At 65.2% G+C, this 19,216-nt stretch carries 20 protein-coding genes and 1 pseudogene; 6 read left to right on the forward strand and 15 right to left on the reverse strand.

Annotated elements, in window-relative coordinates; translation table 11 throughout:
• Positions 1-441, reverse strand: a complete 441-nt coding sequence (gene mntR, locus Sa4125_RS08940; RefSeq protein WP_224006132.1) for a manganese-binding transcriptional regulator MntR — start codon at positions 439-441, stop codon at positions 1-3.
• A 173-nt stretch (positions 442-614) separates the two neighbouring features.
• Here mntR and Sa4125_RS08945 point away from each other — a divergent pair, with 173 nt between their 5' ends.
• Positions 615-1,961: an Nramp family divalent metal transporter gene (locus tag Sa4125_RS08945; RefSeq protein WP_224006135.1), complete on the forward strand. Its 1,347-nt coding sequence runs from the start codon at positions 615-617 to the stop codon at positions 1,959-1,961.
• Between the two features lie 3 nt (positions 1,962-1,964).
• Here the strand turns inward: Sa4125_RS08945 and Sa4125_RS08950 are convergent, their stop codons facing one another.
• From Sa4125_RS08950 to Sa4125_RS09010, 13 genes are all read right to left on the reverse strand, one after another.
• On the reverse strand, positions 1,965-2,288 hold the full coding sequence (locus Sa4125_RS08950; protein ID WP_224006138.1) for a YnfA family protein: 324 nt from the start codon (positions 2,286-2,288) through the stop codon (positions 1,965-1,967).
• Positions 2,285-3,097, reverse strand: a complete 813-nt coding sequence (locus Sa4125_RS08955) for a nucleoside phosphorylase (RefSeq protein WP_224006142.1) — start codon at positions 3,095-3,097, stop codon at positions 2,285-2,287. The genes Sa4125_RS08950 and Sa4125_RS08955 overlap by 4 nt, the downstream gene beginning before the upstream one ends.
• The gene (locus Sa4125_RS08960) at positions 3,094-3,690 is read right to left on the reverse strand and encodes a class I SAM-dependent methyltransferase (protein ID WP_224006145.1); all 597 of its coding nucleotides are present in this window, start codon (positions 3,688-3,690) and stop codon (positions 3,094-3,096) included. The genes Sa4125_RS08955 and Sa4125_RS08960 overlap by 4 nt, the downstream gene beginning before the upstream one ends.
• Before the next feature lie 104 nt (positions 3,691-3,794).
• A protein-coding gene (locus Sa4125_RS08965) for an IS3 family transposase (RefSeq protein WP_224001182.1) occupies positions 3,795-4,930 on the reverse strand; the annotation gives its coding sequence in 2 pieces (ribosomal slippage) (positions 3,795-4,663 and positions 4,663-4,930; 1,137 coding nt in all).
• A 137-nt stretch (positions 4,931-5,067) separates the two neighbouring features.
• Positions 5,068-5,511, reverse strand: a complete 444-nt coding sequence (locus Sa4125_RS08970; RefSeq protein WP_224006148.1) for a YqaA family protein — start codon at positions 5,509-5,511, stop codon at positions 5,068-5,070.
• A complete protein-coding gene (locus Sa4125_RS08975; RefSeq protein ID WP_224006151.1) occupies positions 5,504-6,886 on the reverse strand; it encodes an MFS transporter in 1,383 nt (460 codons plus the stop codon). Before Sa4125_RS08975 ends, Sa4125_RS08970 begins: the two co-directional genes overlap by 8 nt.
• 44 nt (positions 6,887-6,930) lie before the next feature.
• The gene (locus Sa4125_RS08980) at positions 6,931-7,197 is read right to left on the reverse strand and encodes a metal-sensing transcriptional repressor (RefSeq protein ID WP_224006155.1); all 267 of its coding nucleotides are present in this window, start codon (positions 7,195-7,197) and stop codon (positions 6,931-6,933) included.
• A 69-nt stretch (positions 7,198-7,266) separates the two neighbouring features.
• Positions 7,267-8,025 carry a YkgJ family cysteine cluster protein gene (locus Sa4125_RS08985; RefSeq protein WP_224006159.1) on the reverse strand — a complete coding sequence of 253 codons (759 nt, stop codon included), beginning with the start codon at positions 8,023-8,025 and terminating at the stop codon, positions 7,267-7,269.
• 9 nt (positions 8,026-8,034) lie between these two features.
• Positions 8,035-8,538 (reverse strand): YchJ family metal-binding protein, encoded by a 504-nt coding sequence (locus Sa4125_RS08990; protein WP_224006162.1) that lies wholly within the window; start codon positions 8,536-8,538, stop codon positions 8,035-8,037.
• 88 nt (positions 8,539-8,626) lie between these two features.
• Positions 8,627-9,352, reverse strand: coding sequence for a hypothetical protein (locus tag Sa4125_RS08995; RefSeq protein WP_224006165.1), 726 nt, complete (start codon positions 9,350-9,352; stop codon positions 8,627-8,629).
• Positions 9,353-9,395: 43 nt separating this feature from the next.
• Positions 9,396-10,130 (reverse strand): HupE/UreJ family protein, encoded by a 735-nt coding sequence (locus tag Sa4125_RS09000; protein WP_224006168.1) that lies wholly within the window; start codon positions 10,128-10,130, stop codon positions 9,396-9,398.
• A 55-nt stretch (positions 10,131-10,185) separates the two neighbouring features.
• The gene (locus Sa4125_RS09005; protein ID WP_224006171.1) at positions 10,186-10,584 is read right to left on the reverse strand and encodes a hypothetical protein; all 399 of its coding nucleotides are present in this window, start codon (positions 10,582-10,584) and stop codon (positions 10,186-10,188) included.
• A gap of 149 nt (positions 10,585-10,733) precedes the next feature.
• Entirely contained in the window at positions 10,734-10,940 is a 207-nt protein-coding gene (locus Sa4125_RS09010; RefSeq protein WP_224006174.1) for a DUF1289 domain-containing protein, read from the reverse strand.
• 86 nt (positions 10,941-11,026) lie between these two features.
• Here Sa4125_RS09010 and Sa4125_RS09015 point away from each other — a divergent pair, with 86 nt between their 5' ends.
• The 5 genes from Sa4125_RS09015 to Sa4125_RS09035 all read left to right on the forward strand — a co-directional run bounded on the left by Sa4125_RS09015 (position 11,027) and on the right by Sa4125_RS09035 (position 17,942).
• Complete coding sequence (locus Sa4125_RS09015; protein WP_224006177.1) at positions 11,027-11,305, forward strand: metal/formaldehyde-sensitive transcriptional repressor; 279 nt, start codon at positions 11,027-11,029, stop codon at positions 11,303-11,305.
• 11 nt (positions 11,306-11,316) lie between these two features.
• Positions 11,317-12,267 carry a CDF family Co(II)/Ni(II) efflux transporter DmeF gene (gene dmeF / locus Sa4125_RS09020; RefSeq protein WP_224006180.1) on the forward strand — a complete coding sequence of 317 codons (951 nt, stop codon included), beginning with the start codon at positions 11,317-11,319 and terminating at the stop codon, positions 12,265-12,267.
• Positions 12,268-12,332: 65 nt separating this feature from the next.
• On the forward strand, positions 12,333-12,722 hold the full coding sequence (locus Sa4125_RS09025) for a YkvA family protein (RefSeq protein ID WP_224006183.1): 390 nt from the start codon (positions 12,333-12,335) through the stop codon (positions 12,720-12,722).
• A gap of 240 nt (positions 12,723-12,962) precedes the next feature.
• A complete protein-coding gene (locus Sa4125_RS09030; RefSeq protein WP_224006186.1) occupies positions 12,963-14,828 on the forward strand; it encodes a diguanylate cyclase in 1,866 nt (621 codons plus the stop codon).
• Positions 14,829-14,918: 90 nt separating this feature from the next.
• Positions 14,919-17,942, forward strand: coding sequence for an EAL domain-containing protein (locus Sa4125_RS09035; protein ID WP_224006189.1), 3,024 nt, complete (start codon positions 14,919-14,921; stop codon positions 17,940-17,942).
• A 793-nt stretch (positions 17,943-18,735) separates the two neighbouring features.
• Here Sa4125_RS09035 and Sa4125_RS09040 read toward each other — a convergent pair.
• Positions 18,736-19,053, reverse strand: a pseudogene (locus Sa4125_RS09040) (IS21 family transposase); the annotation flags it as partial.
• Positions 19,054-19,216: the final 163 nt, after the last annotated feature.

The raw sequence follows: 19,216 nt of genomic DNA on the forward strand, positions 1-19,216 counted from the left end.
TCACCTGCCGAGGTGCCGGCGGAATGCCGCAAGGGCCTCCGGACCGACATGGTGCTCGATTCCTTCGGCGTCGAGCTCGGCGGAGTCCCGGTCGACGCCGATCGAGACCAGGAAGTCCTGCACCAATCCATGGCGCGCCCGCGCCTGTGTGGCCATCGCCTTCCCCTTGGCCGTCAGGAAGATCGAGCGGTAGGGTTCGCTTGTCGCCAATCCGTCCCGGACCAGTCGCTGAACGGTGCGGGCGACTGTGCCGGGCGAGACACCGAAGCACTCGGCGAGATCGGCTGAACGCGCCTCGCCGTGTTCGGCGATGAGGTCGTCGATCATCTCGACATAGTCCTCGGCAAGTTCGGATTGGTGCGCTTCCCGGACGCGGGCGAAGCGTGCCGCCCTGCTTGTCGCCAGCAGCCGATCTGTCGGATGTTCCTGATGACTTCCCATCGACCTGACCTCCCTTATTCCTGCCGCTACACGGTACCGAAACTTGGGCTATGACGCAAAGTTTGTCACTGGACAACTTTGATGGCACAGGCGTACGCTCGCGTTGTCGAAGGAGCCATCTGTCGACACTGCCAAACAGCGTACCCATCGATCACATCAGCGAGGACGGGCCCGTGACATCCGACATTGTGGATCAGGAACCCCTGGGAGGGTGGCGCCGTTCCCGCGGCGAAGGCTCACTGTCTGACGTCAATCGGTCCATTGCGGTCAACACGTCGGGATCAAGCCTGCGAAAGGCCGCGTCCTTCCTCGGTCCCGGCTACCTCGTCGCTGTCGGCTACATGGACCCGGGCAACTGGGCGACCTCGATAGCGGGCGGCTCGAAGTTCGGCTACACGCTGCTGACGGTCGCTCTCGTGTCCAACATCATGGCGATCGTCCTCCAGTCGCTATGCGCTCGGCTTGCCATCGCGTCCGGGCGGGATCTTGCGCAGGCCTGCCGGGACGCTTTCCCAGCTCCCGTCGCATACGTCCTGTGGTTCCTAGCCGAGATCGCCATCATCGCGACCGACATCGCCGAGGTCATCGGTACGGCGATCGGTCTCAACCTCGTATTCGGCATCCCGCTCGAGTTGGGGGTCCTAATCACCGCGCTCGACGTCTTTCTAATCCTCTTCCTCCAGAGGCTCGGCTTCCGCTGGGTGGAGGCGTTGATCATCACGCTGCTCGGCGTCATCGCCGTCTGCTTCGGCGTCCAGATCGCGCTCGCCGATCCCGACTGGGGCGCGGTCATCCTCGGCTTCGCTCCCACGACGGAGATCGTGACCAATCCGGAGATGCTCTACCTGGCTCTCGGAATCCTCGGCGCGACCGTCATGCCGCACAATCTCTATCTCCATTCCGGCATCGTGCAGACACGGGCCTACGGAACGACGCTCCCGGAGAAGCGGCAAGCGCTGAAGTTCGCGACGATCGACTCGACGGTGGCACTGATGTTCGCGCTCCTCGTCAACTCCGCGATCCTGATCCTCGCCGCTGCCACCTTCTACACGACGGGTCGGACGGAGATCGCCGAACTCGGCGAGGCTCATTCCCTCCTCGCGCCCCTCTTGGGGCTTGCCATCGCCCCGACCCTTTTCGGCATCGCGCTCCTGTGCTGCGGCATCAACTCGACGGTGACGGCGACGCTCGCGGGGCAGATCGTCATGGAGGGGTTTCTCGACATCAAGCTGCCCGCCTGGGCCCGCCGCCTGATCACTCGCGGCATCGCGATCGTCCCGGCGGTGTCGGTGACGATCTGGTATGGGGACGCCGGGACGGGCAAGCTTCTCGTCCTCACCCAGGTCGTTCTCAGCCTTCAGCTTTCCTTTGCGGTCTTCCCGTTGGTGATGTTCACCGCGAGCCGCGAGAAGATGGGCGACCTCGTCACCCCGAAGTGGTTGATAGCTATCGCTGTGTTCATCGCGCTCGTGATCGCGCTCTTGAACATCAAGCTCCTCGTCGACTTCGTGATGACCTGACGATCAGGCCGGGCGAGGTGCGAAGAGGATGATGGCGGCACCCGCTAGGCAGACGGCGGCACCCGTGAGGTCCCACCTGTCGGGCTTGACGCATTCCACCGTCCAGAGCCAGACGATCGACGCCGCGATGTAGACACCGCCATAGGCGGCATACGCGCGTCCTGCCGCTTCGCTCCCGACCAACGTCAGGAGATAGGCGAAGGCAGCGAGCGCGAGCATCCCAGGCGCAAGCCAGAGGGCGGACTTGCCGAGCCGGAGCCAGGCCCAGAACGAGAAGCATCCGGCGATTTCGGCGAGTGCGGCGCCGACATAGACGAGGACGGTCATCGCGGGACGCCGCGAGACGTCTCGCTCCATCCTCTCACGACCGACGCGAGAAGCGCCAGCGCGTCGGACGTGCCGTCGGCCTCGCCCTTCTCGAAGTCTCCTTCTGCCTGCGCCATCTGGTTCGTGACGTGAGCAAAGCACAGTACCGGGCGGGCCCGCGCCGTCGCGAAGGCGTAGAGCGCTGCGGCCTCCATCTCGACGGCCGCGATCCCTTCGCCCTTCCTCGCCTCGATGGCGTCCACCGTCTCGCGGTAGGGTGCGTCGGTGGTCCAAGTCGCACCCTCATGGATGGGCTCGAGAAGGCCGGCGAGGTACGGGCCGATGCGGGCGAGCAGCGCGGGATCGGCGGCGGCGAAATCGGCAGGCGCCGCATAGTGGTGGCTTGTGCCCTCGTCGCGCAGCGACTTCGCGATCATGACGAAGTACGGCGTCGGTCCGAGCGGCGCGATCTGCCCGGCCGACGTGATGCTGACGAGGAATTCGCATCCGGAGGCAAAGAGTTGTTCGGCGACGAGGACGGCGAAGGGCGCGCCGACGACGCAGCCGACGACTCCGATGGACGTGCCATGGAGGTCGAAGACGTGAAGCTCGGTGTGGTAGCAGGCCCAGACCTCAGATACCCGGCTGCGGCCTTCCGCCTTCAGGCGGCGGACGATGTCTCCGTCGGGATCGAGGAGGCAGATCGCCGGGACAGAACCCTCAGGCAATCCCTTTTGCCGTCGCGCCTCTCGAAGCAGATTCTCGGGTTGGAAAACCGACGGGGCGGCAAAGGACTTGTTAGCTAGGAGCGGAGACGAAGGAGCGCTCATGGCGTCTCCTCGAAGGTCGCGCCGTAGTGGTAGGGCGGCAGCTCGACGAGCCGCAAGCTTTCGAAGCCCGCGGGCTCGACGACGGCGCGGAGCATATCGGGCGACATCCGCATCTCCGTTCTCGGGCCGCGCAATTGCCCGAGGACCGGCGTCTCCTCGCGGGGACGGGCATGCCAGTTGACCACGCTGAACAGTCCGCCGGGCGCGAGGACTCTGCGGATCGCAGCGAGAAGGTTCGGCTGGTCCGGCACCCCATGGAAGGTGTTCGCCATCAGCACGAGATCGACCTTGCCCGGAAGGTGCCGGGCAACGTCCGCCGCGTCCGCCTCGATCCAGCCGGCCACGTCGGCACCGTGGCGGGCGACCTCGGCCCGGGCGGCATCGAGCATCGCGGGATTGATGTCGAGCGCGTGGACCCGGCCGCCGACGAGCCTTGCGAGCGGCGCGGTGAAGAGCCCGTCGCCGCAACAAAGGTCGAGGACGGTCATGTCCGGGCGGATGCCGATGGCGGAGAGGACGGCGGCAGGGTCCGGCCAAAGCACCGACCACCAGTCGCGGTCCGGCATTGAGGTGCCGGGAAAGACGGTCGTCATGGCAATCTCCTTTGCCTCTCGTCGCGCAGCGGATCGAGCAGGCAGAGGTGGCTCGGTTTGTCTGAACAGGCTCGGCGGCCTGATAAGTGGATCGTCTGCCGGGTTTATGCCGCTGCGAGAAGCGGCTGGTTGAAGTAGGCGTGGTCCGGGGTCTTCCGGCCCAAGCTCGAGTGCGGGCGTCCGCCGTTGTAGAAGTCGAGGTATCGGGCGAGCGAGGCCCGGGCATGGCTGACCGTCTCATAGGCCCGGAGATAGACCTCCTCGTATTTCACTGATTTCCAGAGCCGCTCGACGAAGACGTTGTCGCGCCAGGCGCCCTTGCCGTCCATGCTGATCTTGATCTCCCTGTCCAACAGGACCTTCGTGAAGTCGATGCTGGTGAACTGCGAGCCCTGATCCGTGTTGAAGATTTCGGGTTTCCCAAAACGGGCCAAGGCCTCCTCCACCGCCTCGATGCAGAAGTCCGCCTGCATCGAGATCGAAAGCCGCCAGCTCAGCACCCGCCGGCTGAACCAGTCGACGACGGCGGCGAGATAGACGAAGCCGCGGGCCATCGGGATGTAGGTAATGTCCATCGCCCAGACCTGGTTCGGCCGCATCACCGGCAGCTTGCGCAGGAGATAGGGATAGATCTTGTGGCCCGGCGCCGGCTTTGACGTGTTCGGCCGACGGTAGATCGCCTCAATCGCCATCCGCTTCATCAGCGTTGCGACACGCAGGCGGCCGACAACAATGCCCTCCAAAGTCAAGAGGTCGCGAAGCATGCGGCTGCCGGCGAAGGGATATTCCAAATGCAGTTCGTCTATCCGTCGCATGAGTGCGAGATCGGCGGCAGAGACAGCGCGTGGCAGGTAGTAGACGCTTCCCCGGCTGATGCCGAGTTCGCGTGCCTGCCCGGCAACCGGCAGAGGATGGGAGCGGTCGATCATCGTCTTGCGCTCGGCAACAGTCCGGCCTTGTCGAGCGCGCCTTCCAAAAAATCGTTGGCCAATGTCAGCTCCCCGATCTTGGCATGCAGCGTCTTCACGTCGATGACTGGGGCGGCGGCGATTGCGGTCGTTTCTGATCCGAAAACTCCGGCGGCGCCCTCCAGAAGCTGAGAGCGCCACTGCGTGATCTGATTGGGATGCACGTCGAACTGCTGCGCCAATTCGGCCAGCGTCTTCTCGCCGCGCACTGCTGCCAGCGCCACCTTTGCTTTGAAGGTAGGGCTGTGGTTCCGCCTCGGTCTCTTGGTCATCGTCTCTCCTGGTCGCGGCCATCCTGGCCGTCTTCAGGCAGACAATCCACTCAGCCCGCTGTGCAGATTTGCCGAGCCACCTCTGGCTGCCCCTTACGCTCTACACACGGCCGATCAACGGAACATGACCGCAAGCGTCAGTCCCAATTCCACGCCAGCGCTCCGCCCGCGACGACAAGGTATCGCCCGAGCTTGCCGATGCCTACGAGGGTCGCGAACGGCACCAGATGCACCCGCAGCATTCCGGCGATGACGGTCAGCGCGTCGCCCACGACCGGAACCCAAGCGATCAACAAGGTCCAGAGGCCGTAGCGCCGGAAGAAGCCAGAGAAGCGGTCGATCTGTGCCGATGGGACCGGGAACCAGCGTCGATCACGGTAGTGCGCGAAGAAACGCCCGCAGGCCCAATTGGTGACCGAGCCAAGCGTGTTCCCGACGGTCGCGGCCGCGACGACGATCCATGGCTCGCCTGTCCCGCCGACGAGGAGGGCGACGAGCAGCACCTCGGAGGCGCCGGGCAGGATCGTGGCGGCAAGGAAGCCCGACCAGAACATCCCAGCGTAGGTCGCGACGTCACCCACCCGCGGTTCCCGTCGGCCAGGTCGCATGATGGTCGTCGATCACCAGCGCATGGCGATGGCGGATCGGCTGGTGACGGTGCGGGTGGCGATGGGGCTCCGGCCCTTCCCAGCCCTCGTGCTCATGGGTGTGGTGCTCGTCGTGGACATGGGGGGCATCATGCTCGAAGGCGCGGTGGACGTGCTCGACCTCGACGGGATCGTTCGCGGGCCAGAGGGTCAGCGCCGCGAAAACACCCGCCGCAGCGCCCACCGCCATGACGACGAAGGTCGGGCCGATGCCGATCGTGGCGCCAAGCCAGCCTGCGGCCGGGTAGGTCACGAGCCAGCAGGCATGCGAGAGGGCAAACTGCGCGGCGAAGACGGCGGGTCGGCTGTTCGCGTCCGAGGACCGTCGCAGGAGCAGCCCGCCGGGCGTGCCGATCGCGGAGGATGCCGCTCCGAGCATTGCCCATAGCGCTAGGCTGCCCGTCCACCCGGGGCCGACGCTCGCGGCGACGAGGAGGCACGCCATGGCGCCCGCGCCCGCGATCATGACGGTGCGTGCCGCCACTCGGTCCAAGAGACGGGATAGGATGATCGCCACCGCCATGGATCCGAGGCCGTAGGCCGCGAACAGGAAGGCGACGTCGTCGTTGGTCCCTCCGAGCTGCGAGCGCACGATGACGACGGTGTTCACGATCACCATGGACCCGCCCGCGGACGCCGCGAAGGACAATGCCAAGAGGCCGCGCAGGCGCGGCGTCGCGAGGTAGAAGCGGATCCCGCGGGTCAGCTTGTCGACGAACCGTCCGCCCGCGGCGGCCTTGGCGGCGGGCAGCGCGACCGACACGACCAGCGCCGCCGAGGAGAGGAAGCCCATCACTGTCCCGAGGAAGAGCCAGTGAAAGGAGATCACTGTCAGGAGCAGCGCCGCCAGCAGTGGGCTGAACAGGGATTCGAGGTCGTAGGCAAGGCGCGAGAGCGAAAGGGCGTTCGTGTATTCGCGCTCGTCGGGAAGGATATCGGGGATGGTGCCCTGGAAGGTGGGGGTGAACAGCGCCGACATGGACTGGAAGGCGAAGACGAGGACGTAGACCTGCCAGATCTCGGAGACGAAGGGCAGGACGAGGACGAAGGCCGCCCGCGTCAGGTCGAGGCCGACGAGCAGCGTCCGACGCGGCAGGATGCTCGTCAGGACGCCCGCGAACTGCGAGACGCCGACATAGGCGATCATCTTTATCGCCAGCGCGGTCCCCAGCACCGCCCCGGCGTCGGCCCCGGCGAGATCGTAAGCAAGGAGCCCGAGCGCCACTGTCGTCAGTCCCGTCCCGATCAGGGAGAGTACCTGCGCGGCGAAGAGGTGGCGGTAGGTGCGGTGGCGGAGGACGGCGAGCATGCGTCAGGTCCTGGATGAGTGTGTGCGATGGCTCGGCAGGAAGCTCAAAGGTACTTCGTCATGGTCTTCAGCTCGGCGAGCTGGCCCGCCGCGTCCGCCTCGGTCGCGCCGACGAGGCAATGCTCGATGTGATCGCGGATGAAGGTGTTCTTCGCGCTCGTCAGTGCATTGGTTGCCGCAGAGAGCTGTTGGGCGATGTCCGGGCAGGGCCGCCCGGCCTCGATCATCGCCGCGCAGCTCCGGACCTGCCCCTCGATGCGCTTCAGGCGCTTGACGATCTCGGCATGGGAATGGTGAGGATCAGGGCTCATGGATACCCTACTAGGGTATGGTACTTCGGCAGGCAAGGCCTGGAACGCTGCGTTGGCTTCTGGCTGACCTCAGGGGCGGTATCGCTCGAGATCGGCCATGGCCTGACGATAGAAAGTCTGGAACTCGCGGAATGCCGGATCGCCCGCCGTCTTCTGGGCCCAGACCTCCAGCACCGGATACTGGCGCCGGGCGTAATCGATGAGGTCGAGGCTCCTGTCAGCGCGCACGTAAGACAGGAAGCCGACCACCACCCGCCCGGGCACGCGAGCCTGCGACGCCTGCGCGATCTGCGCCCGCAGCGGCGGATTGTGTTGCAGCAACTGGTCGACGAACCGTTGCAAGTCCGGCGCCTGGTCGATCAGAACGCTTCGCTCGGCATCGAAGTCCGCCCGGTCGACGATCCGCCGATCGCGGTACACCGTCGGCGCGTCGGCCCCGGTGTCGCAGAGCCAGCCGGCGCGGGGAACGAGCATGTCGGCCTGGGCATCCTCGTCCTTGTAGGGATAGAAGGGCATGGTCCGGCACCGCAGCGGCTTGTCGTCGTGGATCAGGCAGAGGCCGTCGTCAGAGAGCTGTGGGCACGGCAGCGAGCTCGGCACGAACGAAAGGGGCGTGACGACGAGGGACACCGTCTGCTTCTTCGACAGGGTCACAGTGGCTCCTATCCGTCCCACGATCTTTTGGCCCCGGGCGGACGGCATGACCGGCGTCAGGCTCATCGCCAGCGGGAACGTGTCCGCTCGCTTGAGTGCCTCCGCAACGTTGATCGGCAGCGAGCCCGAGCAGCAGCGTCCGCACGCGGTGCAGGCAAAGTTCTGTATCGCCATGCCCTCGGCTCAAGCCGCGCCGGGCGGCGTCGGCCCGCCGCAGCACTTCTTGTACTTTTTGCCGGAACCACAGGGACAGGGGTCGTTCCGGCCGACCCGCTTCACCTCGACGGGTGGCGACTTCGGATTGATCTCGCTTTCATCGTAGAGCCAGATCCCGTCGACGCGCTGGAACCGCGCGATCTCGCGCTGCGCGTGATCGCGGTCCTGGAAGCGGTATCGGAAGCCGAAAGTGACGATGCCCTTGTCGTCGTCCGGGCCGCCATCTTGCCGTCCGGTGACTTCCAGACCCAGCCATTCGACGCCGGGATGCGAGCGCTCCATGTCGACGCGGTTGAAGGCTCGAAGCGCCTTCTCCGTCGACGTTCTTTCGATGTGGTCGAAATTGCCGAGCGACATAGCGGTGTAGCGCGACCGCATAAGCGCCTCGGCCGTCGGCGCGGGCTCGCCGTCGAGATAGGGCTTGCAACAGGTCTCGAAGGCCCGTCCCGAACCACAAGCGCATGCCGTCATGACCTTACTCCCTGTTACCGTTATCGATGTCCCCGGGGGCCAGCGGATGCCCGTCCGCCGACGGCCCCCGGTATTCCATTACGTCCGCTTAGACCTTGCGCTCAATGCTCGAATAGGTGCCGCTTGTGCGCAGCGTCAGCGAGATCGGCGCCGTGCCGCGGTTTCTCCAGAACCAGCCATGGTTTCCGGCAAAGGCGGCCTTCAGCTCGCCACTGTCGGACGAGACGCCGCGTCCCTTCTCGTAGCTGATGTTCTGGCCGCCGCCGTCGCCATGGGTGTCGAAGTTGACGTTGGCCCCTTCAGACGCAGCCCAGGCGAATGCCGCGACTTCCCCCTCGCGCATGGTCAGCTTGATCTCCGCGCCCTCGCCGGGCGCAAGCGTGAGGGTCATTTCGTCTTGCCGGGCCTCCTGCGCATGGGCGGACGTGACGAAGAGCCCGCCAATGGCGCCCAGCAGGCTCGACTGGCGCTCAGGCGCGGGCGGTGCGGGTGGAGCCGGGGGCGCGATCGGCGCGATGGCGGCAGGAGCTGCGGGCGGGTTCACGCCCGGCGCCGTTGCCGAGGGAACCGCGACGGGCGCGGCCATTGGAGCGACTGCGTCGGCGGCGGCTTCCGCCGCGAGCTGCGTCTTGATCTCGCCCATCTCTGTGAGGTTCAGCGCGGTGCCGATCCCGGTCGGGTCGATGCCGTATTCGGAGGGCAGCACGATCGCGACGAGGATCGCGGTGGCGGAGGCAGCGGCGATCGCGGTGGAGCGCAGGAGTTGCTTCGTGGTCGGAAGCTCGGCGCGGTTCGGCATGTCGGTGTTGTACATTCGGATGTCCTTTGGTTCGGGGAGTGGGAGTGGTCGGAAGCCGTCAGGAGACGGCGAGGCCGGCGAGCTGGTAGCCGACGAGCACGAAGCCCGCGGTCATCATCACGACGTTGGCCGTGTAGGCATGGCGCAGGAAACTCTGGCGACGCCGCCAGAAGCCCATGGCAATCAGGATCGCGCTGAGCGCCAGGAGCTGGCCGATCTCGACGCCGACATTGAAGGCGAGGAGGTTCGGCACGAGCCCGTCGGGCGCGATGTCGTATTCCAGGATCTTCGTCGACAGGCCAAAACCGTGGAAGAAGCCGAAGACGAGCGTCGCTACCTTGGTGTTCGGCTGGAATCCGAACCAACGCTGGTAGGCCCCGAGGTTGTCGAGCGCCTTGTAGACGACCGACAACCCGATGATGGCATCGATGACGTAGGCGTTGATCCCGACGTTGAAGTAGACGCCGAGGAGCATGGTCGTGGAGTGACCGATCGCGAAGAGGGTCACGTAGGCGGCGATGTGCTTCATCCGGTACAGGAAGAAGACCACCCCGAACAGGAACAGGATGTGGTCGTAGCCCGTCACCATGTGCTTGGCGCCGAGGTACATGAAGGGGATGAGGTTCACCCCCGTAATCTCCTGGATGTAGCCCTGGTCGCCCGCCGTCACGGCATGGGCAAGGGCTTGGCTTCCGCTCGCGAGCACCAGGAGGAGCGCAAGCAGGGGCATGGGAAGGGTCGCCCGGAGCGCGTGGCGCGTCCCGGTGCGACCTTCCGTGGAAGGGTCGTGCATTGTGGGGTTCCGATGGTCCGATGGCTGTCGGGCCGCCCGGTTGGGGCGGCAGCGGTCAGGCGATGTCGAACGGTCTCGGAGGGCGGAGGAAGCTCGTGGAGAGGCCGCGCACCTTGGGATAGCAGGTCGCGATCACGTGGCGGCCGAGGGGAGCCGACCCGAGCGCCATGAGCGCCGGCAGCGTGCCGAGCTTCTCGTGGCTATGGTCGCCGGGATTGTGCTTGTGGTGGTCACCGCCGTGCGAAGGCGACTGGGCAGCCTCGTCGGATGCTTCGTCGATGTCGTGCGAATGACCGTGGTCGGTCTTGTGCACGTCCGCATTGGCGAGGACGGCATGCCCCACCGCAGCCGCATCGTGGAAGGCGGAAGACCCGGTCGGTGCCGTGAGCACGGCCAGTACGATCGAGAGCGCGATCGTCAGGCGTGCCAGCAGGGATCGGGTCAGTGTTCGCATGCGTCTCTTCGATGGCCAGGGCGCGCTGGGACGATGAGTCCCGGTCCCAGTGCGAACCTTGTCGCCGGAGATCATGGCACCGTCAAGATGGACAGTGCCCGCCACCTCGACCTCGCCGTTACGTCCGGCATCGGCTCACCAGGGTCTCTTCAGGGGCCGCGAGACGCCGTTGACGATGCCGCGCGATCCAATCTCGCCAGCCGCCGCGCCAGCTCGCGTTCTAGCGCCTGTCGACGGAAGGGGGTCAGCTTCTGCCATGCCTTGATCTCGTCCCGGGTGCGTCCACAGCCATGGCACCAGTTGTTCCGGGGATCGAAGAGGCAGATGTCGGTGCAGGGAGAAGCAGCCTTCGGCATGGGGGTGATCGACCTTGTTGCCATCGACGGAGCGACGGTACCGGACCTCATAGACGACAATCGCTAAATAGGGTAGGGGGTACCCTATGGCTCATCTTTCGAAAGACCCTGCGAAGCTTGTCGCCCGCATCCGCCGCCTCCAGGGGCAACTGGATGCCGTCGCCCGGGCCCTTGAAGCCGATGCCCCCTGTGGCGAGGTCCTCCAGCTCGTCGCCTCGATCCGCGGCGCGGTGAACGGGCTGACCGTGGAGCTGATCGAGGACCATGTGCGCCATCACGTGGTCGACCCCGACGCAGAGACCGATGCCGATAAGGCCAAGGGCGCCGCCGATCTGCTGGCCGTGCTGCGGACCTACCTGAAGTGAGCACGCACGCCATGACCGAGACCCCTATCGCTGACCCCGTCCACCGTCACGACTTCCTTGGCGATAACCACGGTCGCAACGAGCGTCGCGTCTGGGCCGTCATCCTTCTGACCGTGACCATGATGGTCGTGGAGATCGTGGCGGGCGTCGCCTACGGCTCGATGGCGCTCGTGGCCGACGGCCTGCACATGTCGACGCATGCCGCAGCCATGCTGATCGCGGCAGGGGCCTATTTCTATGCCCGCAAGCATGTCGCCAACAGCCGCTTTACCTTCGGGACGGGCAAGTTCGGCGACCTCGCCGGGTTCGCGAGCGCGGTGATCCTCGCGCTGATCGCCCTATTGATCGGCTACGAAAGCTTCCTTCGCCTCGCCAATCCCGTGTCGATCTCGTTCGGGTCGGCGATCTCGGTTGCGGTGGTCGGGCTCATAGTCAACCTAGTCTCCGCCTGGCTCTTGAAGGACGACCATGCCCATCACCACCACGGTCATGACCACGGCCACGATCATGATGGGCACTCCACCGGCGGGCACGACAACAACCTGCGCGCCGCCTATGTCCATGTGCTTGCGGATGCGCTGACCTCCGTTCTGGCAATCGTCGCCCTGACGCTGGGCAGCCTGTATGGCTGGATCTGGCTCGATCCGGTGATCGGCATCGTCGGCGCCCTTGTTATCGCCCGCTGGTCGTGGGGTCTCATCCGCGACGCCGGCGGCGTGCTGCTCGACTACATTCCGGAGGGCGAGGACTTGCCGGACGAGATCCGCGAGGCGATCGAGGCGGACGGGGACCGGATCACCGATCTCCACGTCTGGCAGGTGGGCCCCGGCCACCATGCGGCTATCGTATCGATCGCGACGGAGCGCCCGCGCCCGCTTGAGGCCTATCGTGCAAAGCTTGCCCACATCCACGACCTGTCCCACCTCACGGTGGAGATCGATGCCCGTCCGCAGGCGGCCTAGCGGTTGGTCGAGTGGACGCACGAAGGCGACCGTTCAAGTCGGAGCGCATTCGAGATAGGCGCAACATGAACCGCTGGCTGGCGGCGGCGAAGTCTTGGGCGAAGGCGCTGAAGCGCGACGTCGTCGCGCTCTGGATCGCAGCCCGGGATCCGCGAACGCCAGGCATGGCAAAGCTCGTCTCTGCGCTGGTCGCGGCCTACGCCCTGTCGCCCATCGACCTCATCCCCGATTTCATCCCGGTGCTAGGCTATCTCGACGACCTCCTGATTGTCCCGCTCGGCATCCTTCTCGCAGTTCGATTGATTCCCGCATCCCTCATCGAGGAGTTCCGGCGGCTCGCGGTCCAACGCACCAGTCGACCGACAAGCCGGGCGGGGTTGATCGCGATTGTCCTCATTTGGGCATGCGTCACCATCGGCATCGTCGCATGGTCGGTGACGCAGCGAACGCTTTGACCAGGACGGCGACCCCGGTTCCAATGCGTGCTCTCCCCGGACACCGGGCGTTAAAGTCCACGTTGTAAGCTGATCGTCCACGTCCGCTCTTGGCCAGACATCATGTTACAACCCATTCTGAAGAAACTTGGCGTCAGGGAGCGCCTGCTCCTGCTAATCCTCGGATCGACGCTCCCGCTTGCGGCCCTCCTGCTGGGTGGAAGCATCATAGACTACCGCGAGACGCTTGGGCGGGCCCGCATGGAGGTTCGCGAGGCGGCGAACCTAGCGGCTTCCAGAGAGTCGAACGTGTTCCTGGAGGCACGCACGCTGCTCGGGTCGCTGCGGGTCCTTCCGGAGGTGAGCGCTCTCGGCGGCGTGGCCTGCGAGACGGCCATCACGCGGGTCCGCGCGGAGAATCCGCAGTTCAACACGATGGGCGTGTTCGACGCGAACGGCATGATCACCTGTCACAGTTCGCTGCGGCGCCAGCAATTGTTTGGTGATCCCGGCCTTGCCGTCAAAGTCGTTGCCGCTGGAGGGCCGGACTTTGCCCTCAGCAAGTTCCAGATCGGCAAGGCGAGCGGCAAGCCGACGGTGATCGCTGCGATGGCCCTGCCGCGCGTGAACGGTCGCACCACGGGAGCGATCTTCGCGAGCTTCAACCTCGACAGACTGTCGGATATCGCAAAGGACGTATCCGCGGGCGGCACGCATGTGGTGTCGCTGATCGAGGCCGAGGCCGGGCGGTTGATCGCTCGGCATCCCCCCTTGCCGATGGCCTTCGGCACGGCCCTCCCGGACCATCCCCTCGTGCGTTTCATGCAATCGTCACGCCTTGGAGGTGTGACGGAGAGCCCCGGCCTCGACGGCATCGAGCGCATCGAGGGCGTCGCGCCGCTTCTGGCCTCCGACATCTCGGATCTCATGATCGCCGTCGGAATGGCCCGCGACGACGTACTCCGACCCGTCCGGCTGCGGGCGATACTCGTCGGATCGTTCGTCGCACTTGCCCTTCTGGTGGTCTTTCTCGCCACCTGGTGGCTCGGGCAGCTCACACAACTAAAGCCGATCAAACATCTGACAGACACCTCCCTGCGCATCGGTTCGGGTGACTTCGCGGCACGCGCCTCGTTGGAGCCGTGGCAGGCGCCGGAATTTCTGCGCTTGGCCGAGACTCTCGACGACATGGCGGTCAAACTGGCGAGAGGCAAGGAGGCTGAACGGGAGGTCGCCCGAAGCCAGGCGCGTTACCGCATTCTTGCCGAGAACACGGCCGATCTGGTTACTCTGATAGATTCATCCGGCAAGCGGGTCTACGTCTCGCCCGCCAGCCGCGACATGCTCGGCTACGAGCCGGACGAGATGCTCGACATGCCACCACAGGCGCTCGCGCATACTGCCGACCTGCCGATCCTCGGCAAGATCAAGGCGACACTCGAGGCCGGAACGAACGTCACTAACGTCCAGTACCGGGCCAGGCATCGGGAGGGGCACTACGTGTGGGTCGAAGTCAGCGGGCGGATCGTCGAAGGGGATGGCGACGTCGTTTTCCTGATGCGCGACATCAGCAAGCGCAAGCAGGCGGAAGAGCGCCTCGAGGAGACCAATCTCCGGCTCGTGGATCTCGCGTCCACGGATAGCCTCACAGGACTCGCGAACCGCCGCGCCTTCGACGAGAGGCTGCTCGACGAAGTCGCTCGAAGCGTGAGAGATGGCGAGGGCCTCAGCGTCATCATGATCGATGTCGACAGGTTCAAGGCTTACAACGACACCTACGGCCATCCCGCTGGCGACGAGTGCCTGCGGAAGATCGCGGAGGTGCTCAAGAGCGAGCTTCGTCGGCCGGGGGACATGGCGGCTCGATACGGAGGCGAAGAATTTGTCGCCATCCTGCCGAAGACCGACCTTGCTTCCGCGTTCAGGCGTGCCGAAGCGATCATGAAGGCGCTTAGCGCGCTGGAACTTCCGCACGCGGGCAGCGAGTTCAACACCGTGTCAGTCAGCTCGGGCGTCGCGACGCTTCGGTCGGCGCACGGAAGCAGGGGTGCGGCTGACCTGCTGGCAGCGGCTGACGACGCACTCTACGCGGCGAAGGCGGCGGGAAGGAATCGTGTGGCTGCGTGAGACCGAAGCACGATCCAGCCTCTGATCAGCTTATTTTGGCAACTATCGCTCAAGCCGTCATCATCGCATGGCTGACAAGGATTTGATCCAATGGAGAAAACGCTCGGGCATCTGACGCCTGTCGGCTGCTCGGGATCCGCATCGGCCTCCGAGGCAGATCGCCTCCGGGCGCTACGTAGCCTGGAGATTCTCGGCACAGCTTCCTCGCCCGAACTCGACCGCCTTTGCCGGATGGCGCAGGCTGTCTTCGGCGTCCCGATCTCCCTGGTCACCCTCGTGGAAAACGACTTTCAGTGGTTCAAAGCCAAGTGTGGCCTTGATATCGAGGGCACATCCCGTGATGCCGCCTTCTGCGACAAGACGATCCGCGGCGACGTAGTGATGGTCGTGCCAGACGCGCGTGCGGACGAACGTTTCGCGAGCAACCCGTTGGTGACGGGCGAACCCTTCATTCGCTTCTATGCGGGCGCGCCGCTGATCCTCAGCCCGGGCGTTCGGCTCGGCTCGATCTGTATTATCGACAGCAAGCCGCGCTCGGTCTCCGGGCAGGAAGCGGAGATCCTCAATCAGCTCGCAGATGCAGTTGTCGGTGAGCTCAGACGGCACCGCTCTGATCTGGATCTTCGTTCCGAGCAGCTTGCTAGGGAAAGCGAGCTCTCGACCCAGCGGCATATCCTGACGCAGGCGGAGAACGAGGGCGCGTCGGGAAGCTGGGAGTTCGATCGTCTCACAGGAGGCATCGGCTGGTCAGACGGTCTCTATCGCCTGCTCGGCTACCAGCCGTGCGAGACCACTCCTCCCGACGAGCTGTTCCGACGGCACGTCCATCCCGACGACACTCACCTCCTCGACCGCGCAATCTCCGCCGTAGTCGAAGCGCGCGCCTTCGACCTCGAGATCAGGATCGTAGATGCGAAGGGGGCGACGCGGTGGCTGTCCAGCCGCGGCGAGCCTCTCCACGAAGCGGACGGCACGACGCGGCGGATGATCGGCGTGCTGCGGGACGTCACCGAGGCGAAGCGTGCGGACGATGTGTTGCGTGAAAGCGAGGACCACTACCGCCATGTGGTGGAGCTGAACCCGCGCATACCGTGGACTGCGGATCCCGAAGGCGCCATCCTCGAGGTTAGCAACCGCTGGGTTGCCGTAACAGGATCGTCCCGGGAGGAAGCGCTTGGCCATGGGTGGCTCGAAGCGCTACATCCCGACGACCTGGAGTCGACGGCACGGATCTGGTTGGCTTGCCTCGCCAGCGGCGAGCCGGTCACCTGCGATTATCGCATTCGTCAGCGGGACGGCACCTACAGGTGGTTCCGCGCCGAGGGTGCTCCGAAGCGCGCATCGGACGGAACGATCCTGCGCTGGTACGGCACGTGCGAGGACATCCACGAGCGCCGGCTCGCCTCGGAGGCACTCCGGCGAAGCGAGGCGTTCTCACGTAGCGTCCTTGAGAGCAGCTCGGACTGCATCGCCGTGCTCGATGTCGCCGGGCACCTCCTGTTCATGAACGATCGTACCCTTCGGGCGATGAACATCGACGCGCTCGACAACGTCCTCGGCCGACACTGGTCCGCTCTCTGGCCGCGGGAATATGCGCCCTACGTCGCTGATGCCGTGCTGATCGCGTCGCAGGGGGCTGGATGTCGCTTTTCCGCACCCTATGCTCCCACCGAGGGGTCGACGCGATGGTGGGACGTGCACCTCGGCCCCATCCGGGAAGCCGACGGCAAACCCGGTCGCCTCCTGGCAGCCGCGCGTGACGTGACCGAGCAGAAGCTTGCGAGGGACAGGATCGTGCATGTCGCTCGCCACGATCCACTGACGGGGCTGCCGAACCGGATGAAGTTCAACGAAACGCTGAAGGAGACCCTGTCACGCAGTGACGGCGCCGAGGTCGCTGTCCTCCTGCTGGATCTCGACGACTTCAAGGAGATCAACGACACGCGCGGCCATCCCATCGGTGACACTCTGCTGCGTCAAGTCGCGGCGCGCCTGACGAAGGTCACGGAGAAAGCCGGGCCGCTCGCCCGCCTCGGGGGGGACGAGTTTGCGGTCATCCATGCCGTGTCTGTCAGCGGAATGGCACCGCTCGAACTTGCTGATCATGTTGTCGATGCGATGAAGGAGCCGTTCGAGATTAACGGCGATCAGCTACGGGCGGGCGTCAGCGTCGGGGTCACGGTGACGCGTCGCCTCGGGCAGCCGATGGAGGAGCTCTTCAAGGAAGCTGACATCGCACTCTACGAGGCCAAGGCAGACGGCGGCGGTACGGCCCGTCTCTATGAGGCGGCCATGCAGGAGGCCATACACACTCGGCAAGCGTTGAAGCACGACCTGTCATTCGCGCTGGAGCGCGGCGAGTTGAGTCTGGCGTACCAGCCGTTGATGGATCTCTCCAACGGACGGATCCGGTGCTTCGAGGCGCTGCTTCGATGGCAGCATCCTGTGCGCGGTGCGGTCTCGCCCGTCGAGTTCATCCCGCTCGCGGAGGAAACCGGGCTGATCCTGCCGATCGGCGAGTGGGTTCTGGCCCAAGCTTGCGGTGAGGCGGCGAAATGGCCGCAGGATGTCAGCGTCGCGGTGAACGTGTCCCCTGTCCAGTTCCGGAGCGGGAGCTTGCCACTTCGCGTCGCAACCGCACTTTCGGCGTCCGGCCTACAGCCTTCCCGCCTGGAGCTGGAGATCACGGAGTCTGTGCTCCTCAACGACAGCGAGTCCAACCTGAGGCTCCTCCATGCGCTGAAGGCGCTCGGCGTCCGCATCGCGCTCGATGACTTCGGTACGGGGTACTCGTCGCTGGCTTACCTCCGTACGTTCCCTTTCGACAAAATCAAACTGGACCGCTCGTTCGTCGGCGACATCGGCGTCTCGCATCATTCCGAAGCGATCATCGAAGCCGTCGGCAGCCTGGGCCGCTCACTGTCGATGACGACCACAGCGGAGGGAGTGGAATCCGCCGAGCAACTGGAGTGGCTGTCCGATCACGGGTGGATGCAGGTGCAGGGCTATCTTATCGGAAGGCCATCAAAGCCCGAGCTGGTCAAAGCCTTCTTCGAAAAAGGCCACGACCCGACGTTCACGGATGGAAACCGTTCTCGACCGCGGGTGGCATGACCGACCTGCTCTCGGCACTTGCGCTGACGCCTACTCGCACCCGATGGCGATGCCCGTCCTTCTGAACGGCACTCCAGTCTTACTGCCCGACCTCTTCGTCGACGGGGACGGGATCGTGCGCTCCGGGATGCTCGAGTGCGAAGGCCTGGGTGCGGCGCGCCGTGCTTTCCACGACCCGCGGGGCGGAGGCGCGGCTGTGCAATTCGGTGCAAACGGTTACTCAGCGGACGACCTTGCGGTCGTGCTAAACGCAAATAGGCTCCTCGCTTGTCCGACAAGAATTCGCCCGAGGAGGCGGACGCGGCGCTGCTGGCCGTGATCGACCCCGTCGTGGTGGAGGGCACCCGTCGCCCGCCGGGGAAGCTTGCATGGGTCCCGCCGTACCGACCAAGAGGGTCAGAAGATCGGCTCTGGCGACACGTTCACGGGTGAATTGTCCCATCTCTGGATGCGGGACGGCACGGTTCCAATCGAGGCTGCCGATCCTGCTTCCCGCGCCGTCTCGAACTCTGTCGAGGCGAGGGGCATCCCTCGGGATTTTAGAGAGGCCCCTGGCGTTCCGATCTCCTCTTCCGACCGACCGACCGCACGCCGGGCCGGATCCTAAACGAGGCGCCGTTTTCCCCGAGGCGCGACAGCGCGTGCCTGATGCCCGCATGGAGCGGGCGACCGGCGCGGACATCGAGTTGATGGTCCGCGACGCCCGGCGGCGTGCGCGTCGGCGACGCGAATCCATCACGGTTTCGGTCATCGAGAAGGGACTGCCGCCCGACGGCGGCAGTCCGGCGCCCGCCTTCCAATCCCGGGCAAAGGCGGCAACGCGGTTATAGGAGCCCCCATAGCCGAGAACGGCCAGATCTGCATGCAACTGCTTGATCGTGCGCTTTTGCTTGCGGGACTTGCCCATCTCGACACGCAGCATCGCCGAGAGTTTGTCGGCATAGGGATCCAGCTTGCTCGGTCGGTCCGGAGCCGTGAACTGCGGCTCGACGCTGTCGGCGCGCAGGTACTTACGGACCGTGTTCCGGGAAAGGCCGCTGCGCCGGGAGATCTCCCTGATCGAGAAATCGTCTCGATGGCGCCAGCGTCGAATGACACTCAATAACTCCATGTCGATCACTCCGATGTCCCCCGCACAGGTGGCGTGGGGACGAGTTCAAACATGGGTCAATTCTCGATGGAAAAACCGAGGCTGCCTGGGTCAGCTCTCAGTGGAAATCAACATCCGGTGGGGTAGTGTCCGCGCTCGTGGTGGAAATTCCGACATTGAAAGG

The sequence above is a fragment of the Aureimonas sp. SA4125 genome (assembly GCF_019973775.1).
Lineage (GTDB): Bacteria > Pseudomonadota > Alphaproteobacteria > Rhizobiales > Rhizobiaceae > Plantimonas.

Coding starts and splice junctions, on each gene's coding strand:
- Sa4125_RS09030 (WP_224006186.1), top strand. CDS start 12,963: ATGGAGGTTCGCGAGGCGGCGAACCTAGCGGCTTCCAGAGAGTCGAAC.
- Sa4125_RS09000 (WP_224006168.1), bottom strand. CDS start 10,130: ATGCACGACCCTTCCACGGAAGGTCGCACCGGGACGCGCCACGCGCTC.
- Sa4125_RS09010 (WP_224006174.1), bottom strand. CDS start 10,940: ATGCCGAAGGCTGCTTCTCCCTGCACCGACATCTGCCTCTTCGATCCC.
- Sa4125_RS08960 (WP_224006145.1), bottom strand. CDS start 3,690: ATGACGACCGTCTTTCCCGGCACCTCAATGCCGGACCGCGACTGGTGG.
- Sa4125_RS08990 (WP_224006162.1), bottom strand. CDS start 8,538: ATGACGGCATGCGCTTGTGGTTCGGGACGGGCCTTCGAGACCTGTTGC.
- mntR (WP_224006132.1), bottom strand. CDS start 441: ATGGGAAGTCATCAGGAACATCCGACAGATCGGCTGCTGGCGACAAGC.
- Sa4125_RS09015 (WP_224006177.1), top strand. CDS start 11,027: ATGGCTCATCTTTCGAAAGACCCTGCGAAGCTTGTCGCCCGCATCCGC.
- Sa4125_RS09035 (WP_224006189.1), top strand. CDS start 14,919: ATGGAGAAAACGCTCGGGCATCTGACGCCTGTCGGCTGCTCGGGATCC.
- Sa4125_RS08980 (WP_224006155.1), bottom strand. CDS start 7,197: ATGAGCCCTGATCCTCACCATTCCCATGCCGAGATCGTCAAGCGCCTG.
- Sa4125_RS09005 (WP_224006171.1), bottom strand. CDS start 10,584: ATGCGAACACTGACCCGATCCCTGCTGGCACGCCTGACGATCGCGCTC.
- Sa4125_RS08985 (WP_224006159.1), bottom strand. CDS start 8,025: ATGGCGATACAGAACTTTGCCTGCACCGCGTGCGGACGCTGCTGCTCG.
- Sa4125_RS08995 (WP_224006165.1), bottom strand. CDS start 9,352: ATGTACAACACCGACATGCCGAACCGCGCCGAGCTTCCGACCACGAAG.
- Sa4125_RS08950 (WP_224006138.1), bottom strand. CDS start 2,288: ATGACCGTCCTCGTCTATGTCGGCGCCGCACTCGCCGAAATCGCCGGA.
- Sa4125_RS08975 (WP_224006151.1), bottom strand. CDS start 6,886: ATGCTCGCCGTCCTCCGCCACCGCACCTACCGCCACCTCTTCGCCGCG.
- Sa4125_RS08955 (WP_224006142.1), bottom strand. CDS start 3,097: ATGAGCGCTCCTTCGTCTCCGCTCCTAGCTAACAAGTCCTTTGCCGCC.
- dmeF (WP_224006180.1), top strand. CDS start 11,317: ATGACCGAGACCCCTATCGCTGACCCCGTCCACCGTCACGACTTCCTT.
- Sa4125_RS09025 (WP_224006183.1), top strand. CDS start 12,333: ATGAACCGCTGGCTGGCGGCGGCGAAGTCTTGGGCGAAGGCGCTGAAG.